At 69.9% G+C, this 17,535-nt stretch carries 16 protein-coding genes and 1 riboswitch; of the genes, 7 read left to right on the top strand and 9 right to left on the bottom strand.

The window, feature by feature from the left end:
• Positions 1–301: 301 nt before the first annotated feature.
• Entirely contained in the window at positions 302–718 is a 417-nt protein-coding gene (locus tag ACWFRJ_RS27965) for a cobalamin B12-binding domain-containing protein (RefSeq protein WP_160506729.1), read from the bottom strand.
• Positions 719–889: 171 nt separating this feature from the next.
• On the bottom strand, positions 890–1,057 hold the full coding sequence (locus tag ACWFRJ_RS27960; RefSeq protein ID WP_453536511.1) for a hypothetical protein: 168 nt from the start codon (positions 1,055–1,057) through the stop codon (positions 890–892).
• A gap of 65 nt (positions 1,058–1,122) precedes the next feature.
• Between ACWFRJ_RS27960 and ACWFRJ_RS27955 the strand changes: the two genes are divergently transcribed.
• Both ACWFRJ_RS27955 and ACWFRJ_RS27950 read left to right on the top strand, forming a co-directional pair.
• On the top strand, positions 1,123–1,977 hold the full coding sequence (locus ACWFRJ_RS27955; RefSeq protein WP_453536509.1) for a lipase family alpha/beta hydrolase: 855 nt from the start codon (positions 1,123–1,125) through the stop codon (positions 1,975–1,977).
• A gap of 216 nt (positions 1,978–2,193) precedes the next feature.
• Positions 2,194–3,873, top strand: a complete 1,680-nt coding sequence (locus ACWFRJ_RS27950; RefSeq protein ID WP_453536506.1) for a peptidoglycan DD-metalloendopeptidase family protein — start codon at positions 2,194–2,196, stop codon at positions 3,871–3,873.
• Positions 3,874–3,893: 20 nt separating this feature from the next.
• Here the strand turns inward: ACWFRJ_RS27950 and ACWFRJ_RS27945 are convergent, their stop codons facing one another.
• The gene (locus ACWFRJ_RS27945; RefSeq protein ID WP_453536503.1) at positions 3,894–6,473 is read right to left on the bottom strand and encodes an ATP-dependent DNA helicase; all 2,580 of its coding nucleotides are present in this window, start codon (positions 6,471–6,473) and stop codon (positions 3,894–3,896) included.
• A 257-nt stretch (positions 6,474–6,730) separates the two neighbouring features.
• Positions 6,731–6,887: riboswitch (cyclic di-AMP (ydaO/yuaA leader) on the top strand.
• Between the two features lie 8 nt (positions 6,888–6,895).
• Between ACWFRJ_RS27945 and ACWFRJ_RS27940 the strand changes: the two genes are divergently transcribed.
• The gene (locus ACWFRJ_RS27940) at positions 6,896–8,089 is read left to right on the top strand and encodes an NlpC/P60 family protein (RefSeq protein WP_453536500.1); all 1,194 of its coding nucleotides are present in this window, start codon (positions 6,896–6,898) and stop codon (positions 8,087–8,089) included.
• Between the two features lie 82 nt (positions 8,090–8,171).
• On the opposite strand, the gene ACWFRJ_RS27935 is transcribed toward ACWFRJ_RS27940, so the two are convergent.
• The gene (locus ACWFRJ_RS27935; RefSeq protein ID WP_453536497.1) at positions 8,172–8,525 is read right to left on the bottom strand and encodes a hypothetical protein; all 354 of its coding nucleotides are present in this window, start codon (positions 8,523–8,525) and stop codon (positions 8,172–8,174) included.
• 319 nt (positions 8,526–8,844) lie between these two features.
• On the opposite strand from ACWFRJ_RS27935, the gene ACWFRJ_RS27930 reads away from it, so the two are divergent.
• Both ACWFRJ_RS27930 and ACWFRJ_RS27925 read left to right on the top strand, forming a co-directional pair.
• Positions 8,845–9,891, top strand: coding sequence for an NlpC/P60 family protein (locus ACWFRJ_RS27930; protein WP_453536494.1), 1,047 nt, complete (start codon positions 8,845–8,847; stop codon positions 9,889–9,891).
• Positions 9,892–9,962: 71 nt separating this feature from the next.
• Positions 9,963–10,601 (top strand): hypothetical protein, encoded by a 639-nt coding sequence (locus tag ACWFRJ_RS27925; RefSeq protein WP_453536491.1) that lies wholly within the window; start codon positions 9,963–9,965, stop codon positions 10,599–10,601.
• A 41-nt stretch (positions 10,602–10,642) separates the two neighbouring features.
• Here ACWFRJ_RS27925 and ACWFRJ_RS27920 read toward each other — a convergent pair whose 3' ends face one another.
• Complete coding sequence (locus ACWFRJ_RS27920) at positions 10,643–11,419, bottom strand: LuxR C-terminal-related transcriptional regulator (RefSeq protein ID WP_453536488.1); 777 nt, start codon at positions 11,417–11,419, stop codon at positions 10,643–10,645.
• Positions 11,416–12,705 (bottom strand): PspC domain-containing protein, encoded by a 1,290-nt coding sequence (locus ACWFRJ_RS27915; protein WP_453536485.1) that lies wholly within the window; start codon positions 12,703–12,705, stop codon positions 11,416–11,418. Before ACWFRJ_RS27915 ends, ACWFRJ_RS27920 begins: the two co-directional genes overlap by 4 nt.
• Positions 12,706–12,889: 184 nt before the next feature.
• Between ACWFRJ_RS27915 and ACWFRJ_RS27910 the strand changes: the two genes are divergently transcribed.
• Together ACWFRJ_RS27910 and ACWFRJ_RS27905 are read left to right on the top strand one after the other, a co-directional pair.
• Positions 12,890–14,224 carry a PspC domain-containing protein gene (locus ACWFRJ_RS27910; protein WP_453536482.1) on the top strand — a complete coding sequence of 445 codons (1,335 nt, stop codon included), beginning with the start codon at positions 12,890–12,892 and terminating at the stop codon, positions 14,222–14,224.
• On the top strand, positions 14,211–14,486 hold the full coding sequence (locus ACWFRJ_RS27905; protein WP_453536479.1) for a hypothetical protein: 276 nt from the start codon (positions 14,211–14,213) through the stop codon (positions 14,484–14,486). Before ACWFRJ_RS27910 ends, ACWFRJ_RS27905 begins: the two co-directional genes overlap by 14 nt.
• A 60-nt stretch (positions 14,487–14,546) precedes the next feature.
• Here ACWFRJ_RS27905 and ACWFRJ_RS27900 read toward each other — a convergent pair whose 3' ends face one another.
• The 3 genes from ACWFRJ_RS27900 to ACWFRJ_RS27890 form a co-directional block, all read right to left on the bottom strand.
• Positions 14,547–15,071, bottom strand: coding sequence for a DoxX family protein (locus ACWFRJ_RS27900; RefSeq protein WP_453536476.1), 525 nt, complete (start codon positions 15,069–15,071; stop codon positions 14,547–14,549).
• A 132-nt stretch (positions 15,072–15,203) separates the two neighbouring features.
• On the bottom strand, positions 15,204–16,469 hold the full coding sequence (locus tag ACWFRJ_RS27895; protein WP_453536722.1) for a hypothetical protein: 1,266 nt from the start codon (positions 16,467–16,469) through the stop codon (positions 15,204–15,206).
• A 166-nt stretch (positions 16,470–16,635) separates the two neighbouring features.
• Positions 16,636–17,421, bottom strand: a complete 786-nt coding sequence (locus ACWFRJ_RS27890) for a class II aldolase/adducin family protein (protein WP_453536473.1) — start codon at positions 17,419–17,421, stop codon at positions 16,636–16,638.
• Positions 17,422–17,535: the final 114 nt, after the last annotated feature.

Below are 17,535 nucleotides of genomic sequence, written 5' to 3'. Positions count from 1 at the left end.
GAGGCGCCTGGCTGCCCCCACCGGCAGTCGCACCGGCAGTCCCACCGGCGACCCCACCGACGGCCACACCGTCGCCCCCGCCATGAGGCGAAGGCAGCCGACAGCCCCCGCCGCAGCACGAAGCCGACGAGCCGCCACAGCCCTGGAGCGGGCGGCCAGGCCGGACGTCATCACCTCGGAGCGGGAAAGGCCGGACGCCGGCGCCCCGAAGCGAACAAGGCAGCCTGACGCCACCGCCACTGCTACCGCTACCGCCCCGGAGCCAAGGAGGCCGGACGCCCTCACCGCAACGCGGTGTCCGTCAAGCGCCCGCCGGCTGACGGACGTTCGCCCGGACCCAGTCCACGATCGACGCCGTCGTCGCCCCGGGAGTGAAGATCTCCGCGACACCCTTCTCCTTGAGCGGCGCGATGTCCGCCTCGGGGATGATGCCGCCGCCAAAGACCTTGATGTCCTCCGCGTCGCGCTCCTTGAGGAGCTCGATCACGCGGGCGAAAAGCGTGTTGTGGGCGCCGGAGAGGATGGAGAGACCGATCGCGTCGGCGTCCTCCTGGATCGCGGTGTCCACCACCTGCTCGGGCGTCTGATGCAGGCCGGTGTAGATGACCTCCATCCCCGCGTCACGCAGTGCCCTCGCGATCACCTTCGCGCCGCGATCATGACCGTCGAGGCCCGGTTTGGCCACCACCACGCGGATCGGACCGGCTGCCACACCCATCACTGCCTCCATGTACCGATATCCATCTGTCCAAGCACTGGTACCCCGTGCCGCATCGGCAGGGGAAGTGAACGAACGTTATCTCCAGCATCTCGCACCCGGCAGTTTCACGGTGGAGAGCGAGGGGGAAATCACACGATGGGACACGTTCGCTGCGCGCCACCCCCGTATTCAGCGGTCCACGGACCGTTTCCGGGACGGCGCAAGGGGAGCCGCAACGAGGTCGCCGCGCCACCGCGCCACCAGCTGCGCGCCGTGGTGACGCGGCACATCGGCGATCGCGCCGGCATGCAGGGCGCCACCGGCGCTGACCACGCACTGCCGTACGACCTCTGCCACGCCTCCCCACTACGGGCACACGGGGGACTGAGCCGTCCCCTCGCGTGCCGACCGGGAGGTCGACCATGACCATTACGAGGGTCCTGCCCTTTCGCCCGCCCTGCCTTCTGCTGCCCGCCAGACTGGCGGGGCTCTCCATGGCTCTGCTGAAAGCGACCGCGCTCGAGGTGGCGATCCTCGCCGGCCACCTCCTTCTCTACCCCTCGGGCATCGTCCAGGAACGCAGGATCGCCGCCGAACTGCCGCCACCCGACGCCCCTCGGCTCCCCGCGGAGAGCCGACCGCCGGTCGTCCTGCTGCACGGCTTCATCGACAACCGCTCGGTCTTCGTCCTGCTGCGCCGCTCCCTGGCCCAGCACGGCGGCCAGCACGTGGAGTCCCTCAACTACTCCCCCCTCACGTGCGACATCCGCACCGCCGCGGAGTTGCTCGGCCGCCATATAGAGGAGATCTGCGAGCGCACGGGCCACCACCAGGTGGACATCGTCGGGCACAGCCTCGGCGGCCTGATAGCCCGCTATTACGCACAGCGCCTCGGCGGCGACGCCCGCGTCCGCACCCTGGTCACCCTCGGTACTCCACACGAGGGCACGCGCGTCGTGCCCCTGGCCGACGCGCACCCGATCGTGCGCCAGATGCGACCCGGTTCGGACGTGATCGAGGAGCTGCGCGAGCCCGCGCCGGACTGCCGGACCCGTTTCGTGAGCTTCTGGAGCGACCTGGATCAGCTGATGGCCCCCCTCGAAACGGCCTGCGTCAACCATCCCGACCTGAACGCACAGAACGTACGTGTCTCCGGTATCGGTCATCTCGCTCTGCCCGTGCACCCCGCGGTCGCCGCCGGAATCCGCCAGGCCCTCGATCGGCCTGATCCGGGTACCTCTGCGACGCGCGTCGAGAACGGACTGACCGTGGCCTGAGGGACAGCTCCGAGCAGCTCACGCACCCCGCGATACGGGGAATTTGTCGAACGCAGCTCGAACGCAGGGCCAAAGCTGTGCCCGCAGTCCCCCGAAAGACGGCCGAATGCCCGTTTCCTGAGAGCCCGAAACCAGCCGAAGATTGTCGCGCCCGCATACCGCCGGGTACAGTCACCGCACTGCTCTGCCCCTGCTGCCGAGGCGAAAGAGAAGTTGGTGAACGACCGTCACCCGTCGGGGAGCTCAACACCCCCGGCCTCGGCACCCGCCGACTACGCGCCCTACGCGGCGTATGACCAGCAGGGCATTCAGCACGGCGCCTATACGGGTTACGACAGCTACTCCACCGGAAGCTTCGACACCACAGGCAGCTATGCGACAGCGGGTCCCGACACCGGAACCTTCGCGTCCGACCCGCTCTTCGGCGACATGCCCGGCAGTTCGTACGACACCGGCCAGTGGGCGACGACGGGGACGCAGCAGACGCTGAACTACGACCCGTACGCCGCGCAGCACCAGGCCGCGTACGACACCAGCGGGTACGAGACCGGCGGTTACGACACCACCGGCATGTGGTCGACCGGCGGTTATCAGCACGTCTCCGCCGACATCCCGGCGCAGGCCGGGCCCGACACGACGGGCCAGTGGGACGCGAGCGCCTGGAATCAGCCGCAGCAGACCGGCCAGTGGGAAACCCAGGCCTTCGACACCGGCGCGTACGACGCGACCGCGTGGAACTCCGGCGGCCAGGACATGACGTACGGGGCCACCGGGACGCACGAGGCGTACGAGGCGTACGGCATCCCCGAAGCGCACGGGACGCTCGACGCACTCGGCACCCTCGGAGCGCAAGAGGCCCACGGAACGTACGAGGCTCAGGACACGCCCGGAGCGCCCGACACGTACGAGGCGCCCGAAACGTACGAGCATTCGCCTTACGACACCGGGTCCTACGCCTCCGATTCCTACGCCTCTCCGGCGCAGGCCCCCGAGGTACAGACTCCCGAGGCCTACGCCCAACCGACTCCCGCCGAGCACGAGTTCACGCCCGACGAGGCTCCCGCCGATTCACTCGGTCCGGTCGAGCCGAGCCATCACGGCTCCGCCGGTGCCGACGAGCCGCCGGTCATGGACCGCTCGCACGGCGGCTCCCGCTCACGGGCCCGCCGCCGCACCCCCTCCAAGCGCTCCGCCCTCTTCACCGTCGCCGTGCCGTCCGCCTGCGTGATGGGCGTGGCCGGTATCGCCGCCGCCTCCGTGGGCGACTTCGGGAGCGACGAGGGCAAGGAGACGCAGGCGGCATCGGCCCCGGACCCCACGTCGGTGCAGCCTTCCGCCGCCAACAACAAGCTCGACACGCAGCTGGCGAACCTCTCGGCGGACGCCGGTGACTTCGCCGACCGCGCGAGCCGCACCCAGGAGCGCATCGACCTCAAGGCGGACAAGGTCGCCGCCGAGAAGAAGGCCGCCGAGGAAGCCGCGCGCAAGGAGCGTCTGCGCCCCAAGTTCGCGCTGCCGGTCAAGCAGCACGGCCTGAGCGCGTACTACGGACAGGCGGGCGTCAACTGGATGTCCGCGCACTCCGGGATCGACTTCCCGGTGTCGTACGGCACCGAGGTGCTCGCCGCCACCGACGGCATCGTCTCCACGAAGTGGAACAGCGCCTACGGCAACATGGCGATCGTGACCGCCAAGGACGGCACGGAGACGTGGTACTGCCACCTCTCCACGCACAAGGTCTCCAGCGGCCCCGTCAAGGCGGGCGACCCCATCGCCTTCTCCGGAAACTCCGGCAACTCCACGGGACCGCACCTGCACTTCGAGGTGCGCCCCGGCGGCGGCTCGGCGATCGACCCGCTGCCGTGGCTTCGCAGCCACAACCTCGACCCGACGTAACTCCGGCCGCCGCCCCCGCTCTACAGCTTCTGCACCGGCGCGTACCGCAGCAGGAGCCGCTTCGGCTTGGGCTCTCCGAAGTCCACCGTCGCCTCGGCGTTCGCGCCCGTGCCCTTCACCCCGACCACGGTCCCGAGGCCGAACTGGTCGTGCGTGACCCGGTCCCCGATCGCCAGCGCGACCACCGGCTTCTCCGAGGCGCGGCGCGTGGCGAAGCCCTGCGCTCCCCCGGTGCGCGAGCGCGACGACGACAAGGAGGAGGCGATTCCGGCCGCGGGACCTGAGGAGGCGGGCGCGCCGACGGAACCCTTCCGCTTCCAGTCCAGGTGGGCCTCCGGGATCTCCTCCAGGAAGCGCGAAGGCGGGTTGTACGAGGGCTGTCCCCAGGCGCTGCGCATCGAGGCCCGCGTCAGATAGAGCCGTTCCCGCGCGCGCGTGATGCCCACGTACGCGAGGCGGCGCTCCTCCTCCAGCTCCTTGACCTGGCCGAGGGAGCGCATGTGCGGGAAGACGCCGTCCTCCATGCCGGTCAGGAAGACGACCGGGAATTCGAGGCCCTTGGCGGTGTGCAGCGTCATCAGCGTGATGACGCCGGAGCCGTCGTCCTCCTCGTCGGGAATCTGGTCCGCGTCGGCGACGAGCGCGACGCGTTCGAGGAACTCGGAGAGCGTGCCCGACACACTTGTGCCCGCGCCCGCGTCTTCTTCTCCGCCGCCGGTTCCGCCCTCAGCCTCGTTCTCGGCCGCCCCGCCGGTCTCCCCTTCGGTCTCCTCTTCGCCGTCCTCGCTGCCTTGGCTGCCTTGGCTGCCGCCAGCGCTGTCGTGTTCGAACTCGAGTGCCACGGCGGCGAGTTCCTGGAGGTTCTCGATGCGCGTCTCGTCCTGCGGGTCGGTCGAGGCCTGCAACTCGGCGAGATACCCGGTCCGCTCGAGCACGGCCTCCAGGACGACGGCAGGACCCGCGCCGGACTCGACGATGGTCCGCAGCTCCTCCATCAGCACGTTGAAACGCTTGACGGCGTTCGCCGAGCGGGCCGCCATTCCGTACGCCTCGTCGACGCGCTTCAGCGCCTTCGGGAAGGAGATCTTCTCGCGCTGCGAGAGCGCGTCGATCATCGCCTCCGCGCGGTCGCCGATGCCCCGCTTGGGTACGTTGAGAATGCGCCGCAGCGGTACGGAGTCCTCCGGGTTGGCGAGCACCCGCAGATACGCGAGGACGTCCCGGACCTCCTTGCGCTCGTAGAAGCGGACGCCTCCGACGACCTTGTAGGGCAGGCCGACGCGGATGAAGATCTCTTCGAAGACACGGGACTGCGCGTTCGTCCGGTAGAAGATCGCGACGTCGCCCGCCTTCGCGTCGCCCGCGTCGGTGAGCCGGTCGATCTCGTCGGCGATGAACTGCGCCTCGTCGTGCTCGGTGTCGGCGACATAGCCGATGATGCCCGCGCCCGCGCCCGCGTTGGTCCACAGGTTCTTGGGGCGGCGGCTTTCGTTGCGCTCGATGACGGCGTTGGCCGCGGTCAGGATCGTCTGCGTGGAGCGGTAGTTCTGCTCCAGGAGGATCGTCGTCGCGTTCGGGTAGTCCTCCTCGAACTGGAGGATGTTGCGGATCGTGGCGCCGCGGAAGGCGTAGATCGACTGGTCCGCGTCACCCACGACACACAGTTCGGCGGGGTCGTCACCCTCGCCTCCGGAGGGGCCGACCAGCTCGCGCACGAGGGCGTACTGAGCGTGGTTGGTGTCCTGGTACTCGTCGACCATCACGTGCCGGAAGCGGCGGCGGTAGTGCTCGGCGACGTCCGGGAACGCGCGGAACATGTTGACCGTCGTCATGATCAGGTCGTCGAAGTCGAGGGCGTTCGCCTCGCGCAGCCGCGACTGGTACATCGCGTAGGCCTGGGCGAGGGTCTTCTCGAAGCCGTCGGCGGCCTGGCCTGCGAAGGTCTCCTCGTCGATCAGTTCGTTCTTCAGGTTCGAGATCTTGGCGCTGAAGGACTTCGGCGGGAACTTCTTCGGGTCGATGTCCAGGTCACGGCAGACCAGCGCCATCAGGCGCTTGGAGTCGGCGGCGTCGTAGATCGAGAAGGAGGAGGTGAAGCCGATGGTCTTCGATTCGCGGCGCAGTATGCGCACGCACGCGCTGTGGAAGGTCGACACCCACATCGCGTTGGCCCGCGGCCCGACGAGCGCCTCGACGCGCTCCTTCATCTCGCCGGCGGCCTTGTTCGTGAACGTGATCGCCAGGATCTGCCCCGGGTGCACGTGCCGCTCGGCCAGGAGATACGCGATGCGGTGCGTGAGGACCCGGGTCTTGCCGGAGCCCGCGCCCGCGACGATGAGCAGCGGGGAGTCCGCGTGCACGACGGCCGCGCGCTGGTTCTCGTTGAGACCGTCGAGCAGGGCCGCCGGGTCGAGCACCGGGCGCGGGGCGCCGTCGCGGTAGTGCGCGTCCCGGGGTACGGGCGCGTCGAACTTCCCGTCGAACAGATCATCCGGAACGGACTCCGGAGCACTGTCCTCGGGCGGCGGCGGGGGTTCTTCCTCCGAAGCCCGCGAGGGCTTGAGGTCCGCCAGGAAGCTGTCATCAAAGAGGCTGCTCATCGCCTCCCGAGTCTAGGCGGCCCCACTGACAACCCGCTCCGGGTTCCGGCCACGTCCACCCGCCCACGTCCACCCGCCTACGCCCCGCCCACGCCCGGTCACCCTCCGCCATGGCGCAGCGTGTCCGCGTCAAGAGCTTCGTAAAGTCACGAAAATGTATCGGGCATATCGCACATCAACCTTCACATGAGCCACACGAGTTGGCTAGCGTGCTGCGTGGGCTGCTCGTACTCCCACCGGCGAACCCCGCCGGGAACGGGTGGCCTCCGCCGAGTTCGATCTCCTCGGAGCCGGGGACCCACGATGAACTTGGGGTGAATCGGTCCCGTACGAAGTACGGGACTGTAGGGCAACCTTCCGGAACCACCCGCCCGAACCCGACAGCTAACCCGGTAGGCGGTCTACGGAAGGAGTCGCCTCCCTTGGCGTCGCACCGCAAGCCGCGGACCCGCATTGCCGGCCTACGCGTCACCCCTGCCATCGGCATCACGACGGCGGCCCTCACCTCCGTGGCCCTGCTGTCACAGAGCGCGCAGGCGGCACCGTCCGCACCGCAGAAGCCCAGCCTCGAAGAGGTCCAGAAGAAGGTCGACGACCTCTACCACCAGGCGGGCGTGGCCACACAGAAGTACAACTCGGCCAAGGAGCGCACCGACAAGCAGCGCAAGAAGGTCGACACCCTTCTCGACGACGTGGCTCAGCGCACCGACAAGCTGAACGATGCCCGCCAGGAGCTGGGCGCGTTCGCCGCGGCGCAGTACCGCACCGGCGCCGTCTCCGAGACCGCCACGATGATGCTCGCCGACGACCCGCAGGGGTACTTCGACCAGAACCATCTGTCGGACCGGCTGACCGCACGCCAGAAGAAGGCGGTCGACGACTACCAGACGAAGCAGGCCGCAGCGACGAAGCAGCGCACGAAGGCCGCCAAGAGCCTTCAGACGCTGAGCGACTCGCGGGACGACCTCAAGACGAGCAAGCGGACCGTCCAGAAGAAGCTGGGCCAGGCGCGCACGATGCTCTCGCAGCTGACGGCCGAGGAGAAGGCGCGGCTCGCGGCGATCGAGAAGAAGAAGGAAGAAGCGGCCAAGCGCAAGGCCGCCGAGCTCGCCCGCAAGCAGGAGGCCGAGGCGGAGGCCAAGCGCAAGGCGGAAGAGGCCGCGGCGAAGGAGCGCGAGAAGAACAAGGAGACCCCGGACACCGGCTCCGGTTCCGGTTCGGACGCGGGTTCGGGCTCCGGCTCCGGCGACACAGGCAGCGGGTACGCGGCGAAGGCCGCGAAGGTCATCAACTTCGCCGAGGCACAGATCGGCAAGCCGTACGTGTGGGGCGCCACGGGACCCGACTCCTACGACTGCTCCGGGCTCACCCAGGACGCGTGGAAGGCCGCGGGGATCTCCCTGCCGCGCACGACCTGGGACCAGGTCAAGGTCGGCACGACCGTGAAGACCGCCGACGCCAAGCCCGGTGACCTTGTCTTCTTCTACGACGACATCAGTCACGTAGGTATCTACATCGGCAACGGCAAGATGATCCACGCCCCGAAGCCGGGCGCGAACGTCCGCACCGAGTCGATCTACTACATGCCGATCCACAGCGTGGTGCGGCCCGCGTAACCGCCCCACGAATCACTTCGCACAAGAGAAACGGCCCTCCACGCGCGCGTGGAGGGCCGTTTCTCTGTGAGTGGGGGCGGGATCAGGTCCACAGCACCGCGATGAAGATGTTCACGACGGTCAGCAGACCGACGGCGCCGAACATCCTCTTGTCCACCTTCTCCTCGTCCCGCTTCACGTAGACCAGCGCGAGGATCACGATCAGCACGGCCATCTTGATGCCGATCTTGAGGTTGTTGACCGGGTTGTCGTCCGCCTGATTGAGACCCACCAGGACGACGCCCGTGACCAGCATCGTCAGCGCACCGTGCAGCATCGCCGGGTTGAAACGGGCCGTGCCCTCGCCCATCTGCTTCATCTGGGTGAGGAAGCCACCCAAGAGGGAGGCGATGCCGATGATGTGCAGGCCGACGAAGAGGTGGGTGAGAACGTCCATGAGCCGGAGCCTAGCCGGGGCCTTATCACCACTCCGTAGCCAGGTGGGCCCCAAGCGCCGCATCGGTCACACGCCTACGGGAAGAGCGCTCGGCCCGGCGGATCGCACAGCCACAATCGGTCACCGGCGGCACACTTCAGCCAGTTGCGCACAATCCGTCACCAACCCGTGACGGTCAGGTTTAGCGTCCTTCGTCAGGTGACCGGCTCCCCACCGCCGCTCGGATCAAGGGCGGCAGTCGGACACCACCGCCGAGAATCCGGCGGCGGCCCGCTCCCCCTGTGTGGGCCGCCGCCGGAACCTTAAAAGGAGCCCCTACGTGGCAGCGCACCGCAAGCCCAAGCAGCGCTCGCTCAGTGGCCATACGGCCCGCACAGCCGCCACCATCGCCCTCGCCGGGGCTGTTACGGCCATCGCCTTCGACGGCACAGGACACGCGGACCCCCGGCCCACCCCGGCCGCGGTGAAGTCCAAGGTCGACGCGCTCTACCGCGAGGCGGAGGTCGCCACCGAGAAGTACAACGGCGCCAAGGAGAAGGCCGAGAGCGCCGAGAAGTCCCTGGGCGAGCTGCGCGACGAAGCGGCCCGCAAGACGGAGAAGCTCAACTCGGCGCGCGAGGGCCTCGGTGCGATCGCCGCCGCGCAGTACCGCACCGGTGGCATCGACCCGGCCTTCCAGCTCGCGCTCTCCTCCGACCCCGACCAGTACCTCGAGCGTGCCGCGCTCGCCGACCGGGCGGACAGCCGCCAGGCCGCGGCCGTCACAGGTGTGCGGAAGCAGCTCCGGGAGATGGACCAGCTGCGCAGCGAGGCCGACGCCAAACTCGTGGACCTCAAGTCCCGTCAGGCGGAGCTGAAGAAGAACAAGAAGACCGTCACCGGAAAGCTCGACGCGGCCAAGCGGCTCCTGTCGCAGCTCACCGCCGCGCAGCGCGCGAAGCTCACGGGCGACGGCGACAGGGCCTCCCGCGCCGCGGGTCGTGACGGCTCCCTGGGCGTCCCGGCCAAGGCCCCCAACTCCCGTGCCTCAGCGGCTGTCTCGTACGCCTACAAGGCGCTCGGCAGCCCGTACGTATGGGGCGCCACCGGCCCCAACGCCTTCGACTGCTCGGGCCTTACCCAGGCCGCCTACCGGTCCGCGGGGGTCGCCCTGCCGCGCACGACGTACGCGCAGATCAATGAGGGCCAACGGGTCCCGCGCTCTCAACTCCGGCCCGGAGACCTGGTCTTCTTCTACCAGGGCATCAGCCACGTCGGGATCTACGTGGGCAACGGCCAGATGATCCACGCCCCGAACCCGAGCGCACCGGTACGCCTCGCCCCGATCAACCAGATGCCGTTCGCGGGGGCCGCGCGGGTGGCGTGAGGGTTCCGGATGGGGGCGGGGCCGCACGGGTGGCCCGAAGGGCCGCGCGGGCCGCGGGTACTGTCAGGGCCATGCCCCGCCGTACGCTGCCGCCGCCTCCGCCGCCCGCCTATCTGCGCACCTGGCCGGACCGGGACGCGCTGCTGCACGACCGCGGCACGGCGCTCGAAGAGCTGCGCAGGCGGAGCCTGGGTGTGCACCGGATCCTGCTGCTCTGGCTGCTCGCGCTCGGCTGCGTCATCGGCTGGGCGCTTCTGACGGTACCGATCGAGATGATCGAGGATCATGATCCGATGGCCTTCGTCCTGGGCCCGCTCTGCGCGGTCCTGGGCCTCGGGGCCGTCGTTCCCTCGGTGATCGGCGTCGTCGTCGGTATCCGCAGCGACCGCAAGGCCCGCGAACTCACCGAAAGCTGGCTGGCACTGGACAGCCACCCGGCATCCGACTCCGCTCTCCGCTCCCCCGCCCTCAGCCTCTGCTGGCTCCTCTCGTCCCTCCTCGTGTGCGCGGTCGGCCTGTGGGCGTCCTTCGCGGCCGCCGCCTACGCCGAACCGGGACGCGACTCGTACAGCGACGTCGTGCTCGGCATGGGCACGGGCCTCATCCTGTGGCTGACGGGCCTCATCGGCATCACCAAGGCGGTGGGCCACTACCGCTGGGCGATACGGAAGCTGGGCCCCGCCTCAGCCGCGAACGACGCGCACCGCTGAGCCAGGCCGGACCGTCGCCGAAAGCGGGGCCGGCCCGACCATCAGACCAGCCGACGCGCCGTCGCCCACCGCGTCAGCTCGTGCCGGTTGGACAGCTGGAGCTTCCTCAGTACCGCCGACACATGCGACTCCACCGTCTTCACGGAGATGAAGAGCTGCTTGGCGATCTCCTTGTACGCGTACCCGCGCGCGATGAGCCGCAGCACCTCGCGCTCGCGCTGGGTGAGACGGTCCAGGTCCTCGTCGACCGGCGGCGCGTCGGTCGACGCGAAGGCGTCGAGGACGAAACCGGCGAGGCGCGGCGAGAAAACCGCGTCGCCGTCCTGCACACGGAAGATGGAGTCGACCAGGTCGGTGCCGGTGATCGTCTTGGTGACATAGCCGCGGGCACCGCCACGGATGACCCCGATGACGTCCTCCGCGGCGTCCGAGACGGAGAGCGCGAGGAACCGCACAGGGCTCTCGGCATCGGACATCAACGGAGCGCAGCGGCGCAGCACTTCCACCCCGCCGCCGCCCGGAAGGTGCACGTCCAGGAGCACGACCTCGGGGCGTGTCGTCGTGATGACCGTGACCGCCTGGTCGACGTCCGCGGCCTCGCCGACGACCTCGACCCCGGTGATCGCGGTCCTGCCGATCTCCGCCTGGACGCCTGTACGGAACATCCGGTGGTCGTCGACGAGGACGACGCGCGCATGGCGACCCTCCTGGTCACCGCCGACACCGGCACCGGCACCGGCACCGGCCGCATCGGCCGACGGCTCGGCCGCACCCTCTGATCCGCCCCTGGGCCCCACGGGCTCGCTCGCGTCGCTCATGTCGTCGCCGTCCTCTCCATCTCCAGCTCGACTTCCGTGCCGCCCCCCGGCACCGCGCGCAGCCGCGCCGTGCCGCCGTTGCGCTGCATACGGCCGATGATCGATTCTCGTACGCCCATGCGGTCGTCCGGCACGGAATCCAGATCGAAGCCGGGGCCACGGTCCCGGACGGACACGAACACCGTCTGCCCGTCGACTTCGGCGAAGACCTGCACCGCACCGCCGTCGCCACCGTACTTGGCGGCGTTCACCATTGCTTCCCGTGCGGCCTGCGTCTGCGCCGTCAGGCGGTCGTCGAGCGGGCAGTCGCCGACTATGACGACCTCGATGGGGACGCCGTGCTTGTCCTCCACCTCCGCGGCGTCACGCCGGACCGCTTCAGCGAGAGTGTCGGGCTCGTCCGCCTCGTCCTTGCCCGTGCCCTCGGGTTTGTAGAGCCATTGGCGCAGATCGCGCTCCTGGGCGCGGGCCAGGCGGCGCACCTCTGAGGCATTCTCGGCGTTGCGCTGGATCAGGGTCAGGGTGTGCAGGACCGAGTCGTGCACATGGGCGGCGACCTCCGCCCGCTCCTGGGCGCGGATACGCATCAACCGCTCCTCGGAGAGGTCCTGCATCATGCGCACGAGATAGGGGCCGGCGAGCAGCGCGACGCCGACGAGCACGGCGAGCGCGGCCTGCAGCACGGAGCTGAGGTGCGAGGTGGAGCCCTGCAGCACGACGATGCCGGTGACACCGGCACCCACGAGCAGCACTCCGGCCCCCGCGCGGGCGATGGTCAGGGTGCGCCTGCGGCGGCCGACGGCCATCCAGCGGGCCCGGCGGGCGTTGTCGGCCTGCCGCCAGACCAGCGCGACACCGGCGCCGACGAGCAGGGTCGGCCAGAGGTAGGCCTTGGTCGAGCTGCCCAGGTCCACATTGCCGACGAAGACCATGGCGACGATGACCATCGCGAGCAGCGCGACGAGCTGGCCCCTGTCCGGCTTGCGGGCCACGAGTCTGCGGCGCCCGTCGGGCGCCGTCTCGCTGGTGACGGCGGAAGGCGGCCGCTGGGCGTCGACCCCGCCGACGCCCAGCGGCACGAAGAACCAGAACGCCGCGTACAGCAGCGCGCCGAGCCCGTCAGCCATGAACAGACCCGCGAAGATCAGCCGCACCCAGACGACGGGCAGCCCGAGATGACCGGCGAGGCCGCGCGCGACACCGCCGAGCCAACGGCCGTCACCGCTGCGATAGAGCTTTCGCAGCGGCCGCTCGTCTTCGATGGATACTGCTGCGGCTTCCGGCATGCCTCCGATATTCACACGCGTACGCGTACGCGGGCATCAGGGTCGACCCCCGAGACGTCCCTGATCTCCGCCCCGGACGGCGGTGACGTGGCGGTCGGGGCAGGGACGTGTCAGGGGCGATCTCAGGGTTCGTCCAGGGTTGTCCCGGCTGCCGCGGCGGCCTCCTGCCCGTCACCATGGACACATGACAGACGAGCAGCCCGCCGGGACGGGCCCGCAGACCGCGCCCGATCCCCTGACCGCCACGGCGCAGGAGCCGGGCGGGCCGCTGATCGTGCGGGCCTTCCGCCGCGATCGGCGGCACAAAAGGCTGGGCGGTGTGTGCGCGGGGCTCGGTCAGCACTGCGACATGGATCCGGTGATCTTCCGGATCGGGTTCGCGCTCATCTCCGTCACCAGCGGGCTCGGCCTTGTCTTCTACGGCTTCGCGTGGCTGTTCGTCCCCTTCGAGGACGAGGAGGAGAACGAGGCGCGCAGGCTCCTCTCCGGCCGGGTGGACGGCCAGGCCCTGACGGCCGTGCTCTTCGCGCTCGTCGGCTGCGGCGTCTTCCTCTCTTTGCTGAACAACGGCGGGGCGCTCGCCTTCGCCGCCGTCCTCGCGCTGCTCCTCGCCGGCGCGGGGTACTGGTCGCAGCAGCGCGGTACGACCGATCCCGACCCGGTGGCGGCCCAGGCCGTGGCGGATGCTCCGCCGGAGGCGAAGGCACCGCCGGTGGCCGGTGCCCCTTCGTGGTGGCGGGACCCGATCATCAAGGACGGCACGCACGACGGGATCTCGGGCTATTTCTGGGGGCCCGAGGGAGTGGCCGTCCAGTATCAGCCCGACCCCCCGCACGGACGGATACGGCAGCGGGAGCCCGAGACGGCCCCCTCGCCCAAGCCGCGCGGCCCGCGCTGGATCGGCGGCCTCGTCTTCCTGGGAGCGCTGCTTGCCGGCGGCCTCGGTACCGCCCTCACCTGGGAGGAGCAGTCGCTCAGCACCAGCCTGCAGACCGGCCTGGCCCTCGCCCTCGCCGTGTTCGGCATCGGCATCGCGCTGAGCGCCTTCCTCGGGCGTACCGGCGTGGGCTCGATCGTGCTCGCGGTGATCACGGCCGGGCTGCTCGCGGGCGCCGCCGCACTGCCCAAGGACATCACCACCAGCTGGGGGGAGACGGAGTGGCGACCGACCTCGGTGGAACAGGTCAAACCCCGGTACGAACTGGGGACGGGCCTCGGCACACTCGACCTGACCCGCGCAGGCCCCGGCAAGGGCCGGAGCTTGAGTACCAGTGCCGAGATGGGAGCGGGGCAGCTCAAGGTGATCCTGCCGAAGGACAGCACGGTGAAGCTGGACATCGAAGTGGACATCGGTGACATCCAGTTGCCGGGCGACCGCGAGGGAGACGTGGACATCGCTCCGGGCAAGGGGAAGTCGGTGACGCTGACCCCGACCGCGGGCAGCAAGAACGGCGGCACGCTCGAGATGCACGTCGAGGTTGGCATCGGACAGGTGGAGGTGACCCGTGCTACGTCATGAGTTCCATCCCGGCAAGCTGGTCCTTGGCCTTTTCCTGCTGATGGCGGCCATCGCCTACGCGGGCGACGCGGGCGGCATCTGGGACACACCGTGGTTCATGGCATTCCCGCTCCTCCTTGCGGGCCTGCTGCTCGGAGGCGCGGCGGCAGCCGTGTCCTACGGCATACGCGGCCGGTCCACGGCCCGCACGGCGGACCGCATACCGGATCGCACGAAGGACCGCACGACGGACCGCTCGGCCGACGACTCCACGGACGCCTAGCCCACTGCGGCCCGCCCCAGCCCGAGCCGAGACCGACCCGAGCCAAGTCCGACCCAAGCCTCAGTCGAGCCCCGACGCGTATCTGCGCCGGTCCGTGATCATCGCGTCGACCGAGAAGACGGACGCCCCGGCGAGGATCAGCGGCAGCCAGGCCATCAGGTAGGCCAGGTCGTTGCCGTAGTAGTAGGGCTCGGTGGACCAGCTCACGGTCAGCCAGAGGCTGAGCGAGATCAGTGCACCGCCGAGCGCGGCGATCCGGGCGAACAGACCGACGAGGGTGCCGATGCCGACGGCCAGTTCGCCGAAGGCGATGGCGTAGCCGAAGCCGACGGGGTTTTTGAGGGAGAGGTCGACGAGGGCCGGAAAGGCGGAGATGTTGCGGACGCCTTGCATCATCTCGCCGATGGACCCCGCGCCACTGGCCGACATGAAGGCGCTGTCCGTGAGCTTGTCCAGACCCGCGTAGATGAAGGTGACACCGAGGAAGATCCGGAGCGGTAGCAGGGCATACCGGGAAGCGCTCTCCCGCCAGCCGCTGCTTCTGACGTAGCTGGTGTGGCTGTCGGTACGCATGCCGTGAGCCATCGCTCTCGCCGCCTCTCCCGTTGACCCGCTTCGCCCATGGACCCGTCATCTGACGATACGTACGAACAGGGGGGCCTGCTCAGTGGCTTGCACCGAATTCGCGAAGACCTGCTCGACGGCCAGACGGTGGCTTCAGTCCGTGACGTCGATCGTGCAGCGGTTCGTCTCCACGCCGGCGGCCGTGATCACCTGGACATCGACGCGCCCCGGCTCCACGTCGACCGGGACGGGGACGGTCAGGGCCGCGTCGCTCGGGTTGGTGAAACCGCCCGGCACGGGGACGAGCGGCACATGGACGTGCACGGTCCCGATGCGAACGACCATCCGGGCGAGACGATCGGCGGTCTGCGCGCCCGGGGGCACGAATCCGGCGCCACGGATCTCGATGTCGTCGCCCGTGCGGATGGGGGCGTCGAGATCACCGGCCTCGCGGGCGCGCACCACGGAGAGGATCACGGGCCTGCCGCCCTCCGCGTACTTGCCCGCGAGGTATGTCGCCGCCGACACCAGGACGAGGAGCGCGAGGCCCCACGGCAGGTCGGGCAGCTGCTCGGGGCGGCGAGCGAGGCGTACGGCGGCGAAGAGCATGGCGACGGCGCCGACCAGGACGTACTGCACGTCCGCGAAGCTGCCGCGGCCCGCGTCGTCGGTGAGCAGGTCGGCGGCCCGGGGTCGGTCGGCGGGCACCTTCTGCAGCCGCTGGCCAAGGACGCGCAGGCCCACCACACGGCGTACGAGCATGGCGACCCCGCAGACCACGGCGAGGACGGTCACGACGCCGGCGGCGCGGGCGAGGTCCAGCCCGGCGATCAGTTCGTCCCGCTCACGGTGGCCCGAGGCCCCGGCGAGCTCACCCACGAGGACGAGCACGGAGAAGACGACGAGGAGGACCCAACAGGCGGCCACCGCACGGGAGGTGGAGAGGCGGTTGTCCTCGCCGATCAACGGCGCGAAGATGCCGCCGCGCGCCCGGTGCACATATCCGGCGCCGGTCAGCAGGCCACCGACGACCGCGGCCGCGAGTACCCCGGCGGTCCGGGCAAGGGTCCACCCGGTGCCGATCGCGGTGAGCGCCTGGACCAGGAGCAGGACGCCCACGGCCACCCAGACGACGCCGACGGTGCGCAGCCACAGTCGGCCGAGCCAGGCCTCGCCCTCGGCCCGGCCGCGTTCGGCGACGGCCCGTGCGGACTGGGTCAGCTCGTCCGACACCCACTGCCGGGAAGCACCCGCCGAGTGGGCGACCGCCGCGGGCAGCCCCTGCCCCGCCGCCAGCTCGTCGCGCTTGGCGAGGAATGCGGCCACGGCACGCCGATGCCCCTCACGCGCACCGTGCGGGCAGTCGCCACATGTGCAGCCGCCCCCGTGTGCGCCCTGCCGCGCCTCCTGCACCGCCACCACCTCGTACGCCGCCTTCCCCGCCCTCGTTCGAGCACCGAAACGTGAACTTCCTTGCGATGAAAGGGGATTGTGCCGTACTGGAAGGCGATCAGGTTCCTCGGGTCAGGTCAGCGAGGGTGATTCCCGCACGTTCGTGTTGACGGCGGGCGTCACCGGCCCGGGCTCAGGCCAGCAGATCCGGTTCGCTGCGGCTGATGTCCTGCCACAGGGACTGGTAGTTGATCCACGCGACGAGATCGCTGCCGAGCTGCTCGCGCGTCGCCACCGCCTGCTTGTGGCCGATGAGAATCGGTCGGCCCGCGGCCCGCGCGCTCAGTTGGACCTGGCAGGAGCGCTCCATCGTGAGGAACCACCAGGCGGCGGAGTCGACGGAGTCGCCGACGGTGAGCAGCCCGTGGTTGCGCAGGATGACGGCCTTGTGGTCGCCGAGCGCGGTGGCGATCCGGCGGCCCTCGTCCGAGTCCACGACGACGCCCGTGTAGCCGTCGTACAGCGCGTGGCTCTCGTAGAAGGCGCAGGACTCCTGGGTGATCGGGTCGAGGAGTTCGCCGAGCGTGGACAGGGCGCGGCCGTGCAGCGAGTGGCAGTGCGCGACGGCGACGACGTCGGGCCGCGCCAGGTGCGCCTGCGCGTGGACGGTGAAGGCGGCCTGATTGACGTGGTGGCGGCCCTCGACGACCTGCCCCTGCGCGTTGACGAGGACCAGGTCGCCCACGGTGACGTGCTTGAAGGGCATCCCGAAGGGGTTCACCCAGAAGCAGTCCTCGAGCTCCGGGTCCCGCGCCGTGATGTGCCCGGACACTCCGTCCTCGTATCCGAGCCGCCCGAAGATCCGCAGCGCCCCGGCGAGCCGTTCCTTGCGGTACCGCCGTTCGTCCGCCAACGATTCGTGCACCGGCGGCATCGCGAACTGCAACCGCTCGACGGGTATCGGTGTGGGCGCCTGCATGTGTCCTCCATCCCTGACTGTACGGAGCGGAAGTTACCGCCGGTCAGCGCAGGAAGACAGGGGTGCCCTGTGAAGAGAGTGCGCATGCGGGGCGCGATGCCGGACAGAAGTCGG

The sequence above is a fragment of the Streptomyces sp. NPDC055239 genome, from assembly GCF_053606205.1.
This window is presented reverse-complemented; position numbering and strand designations above follow the sequence as displayed.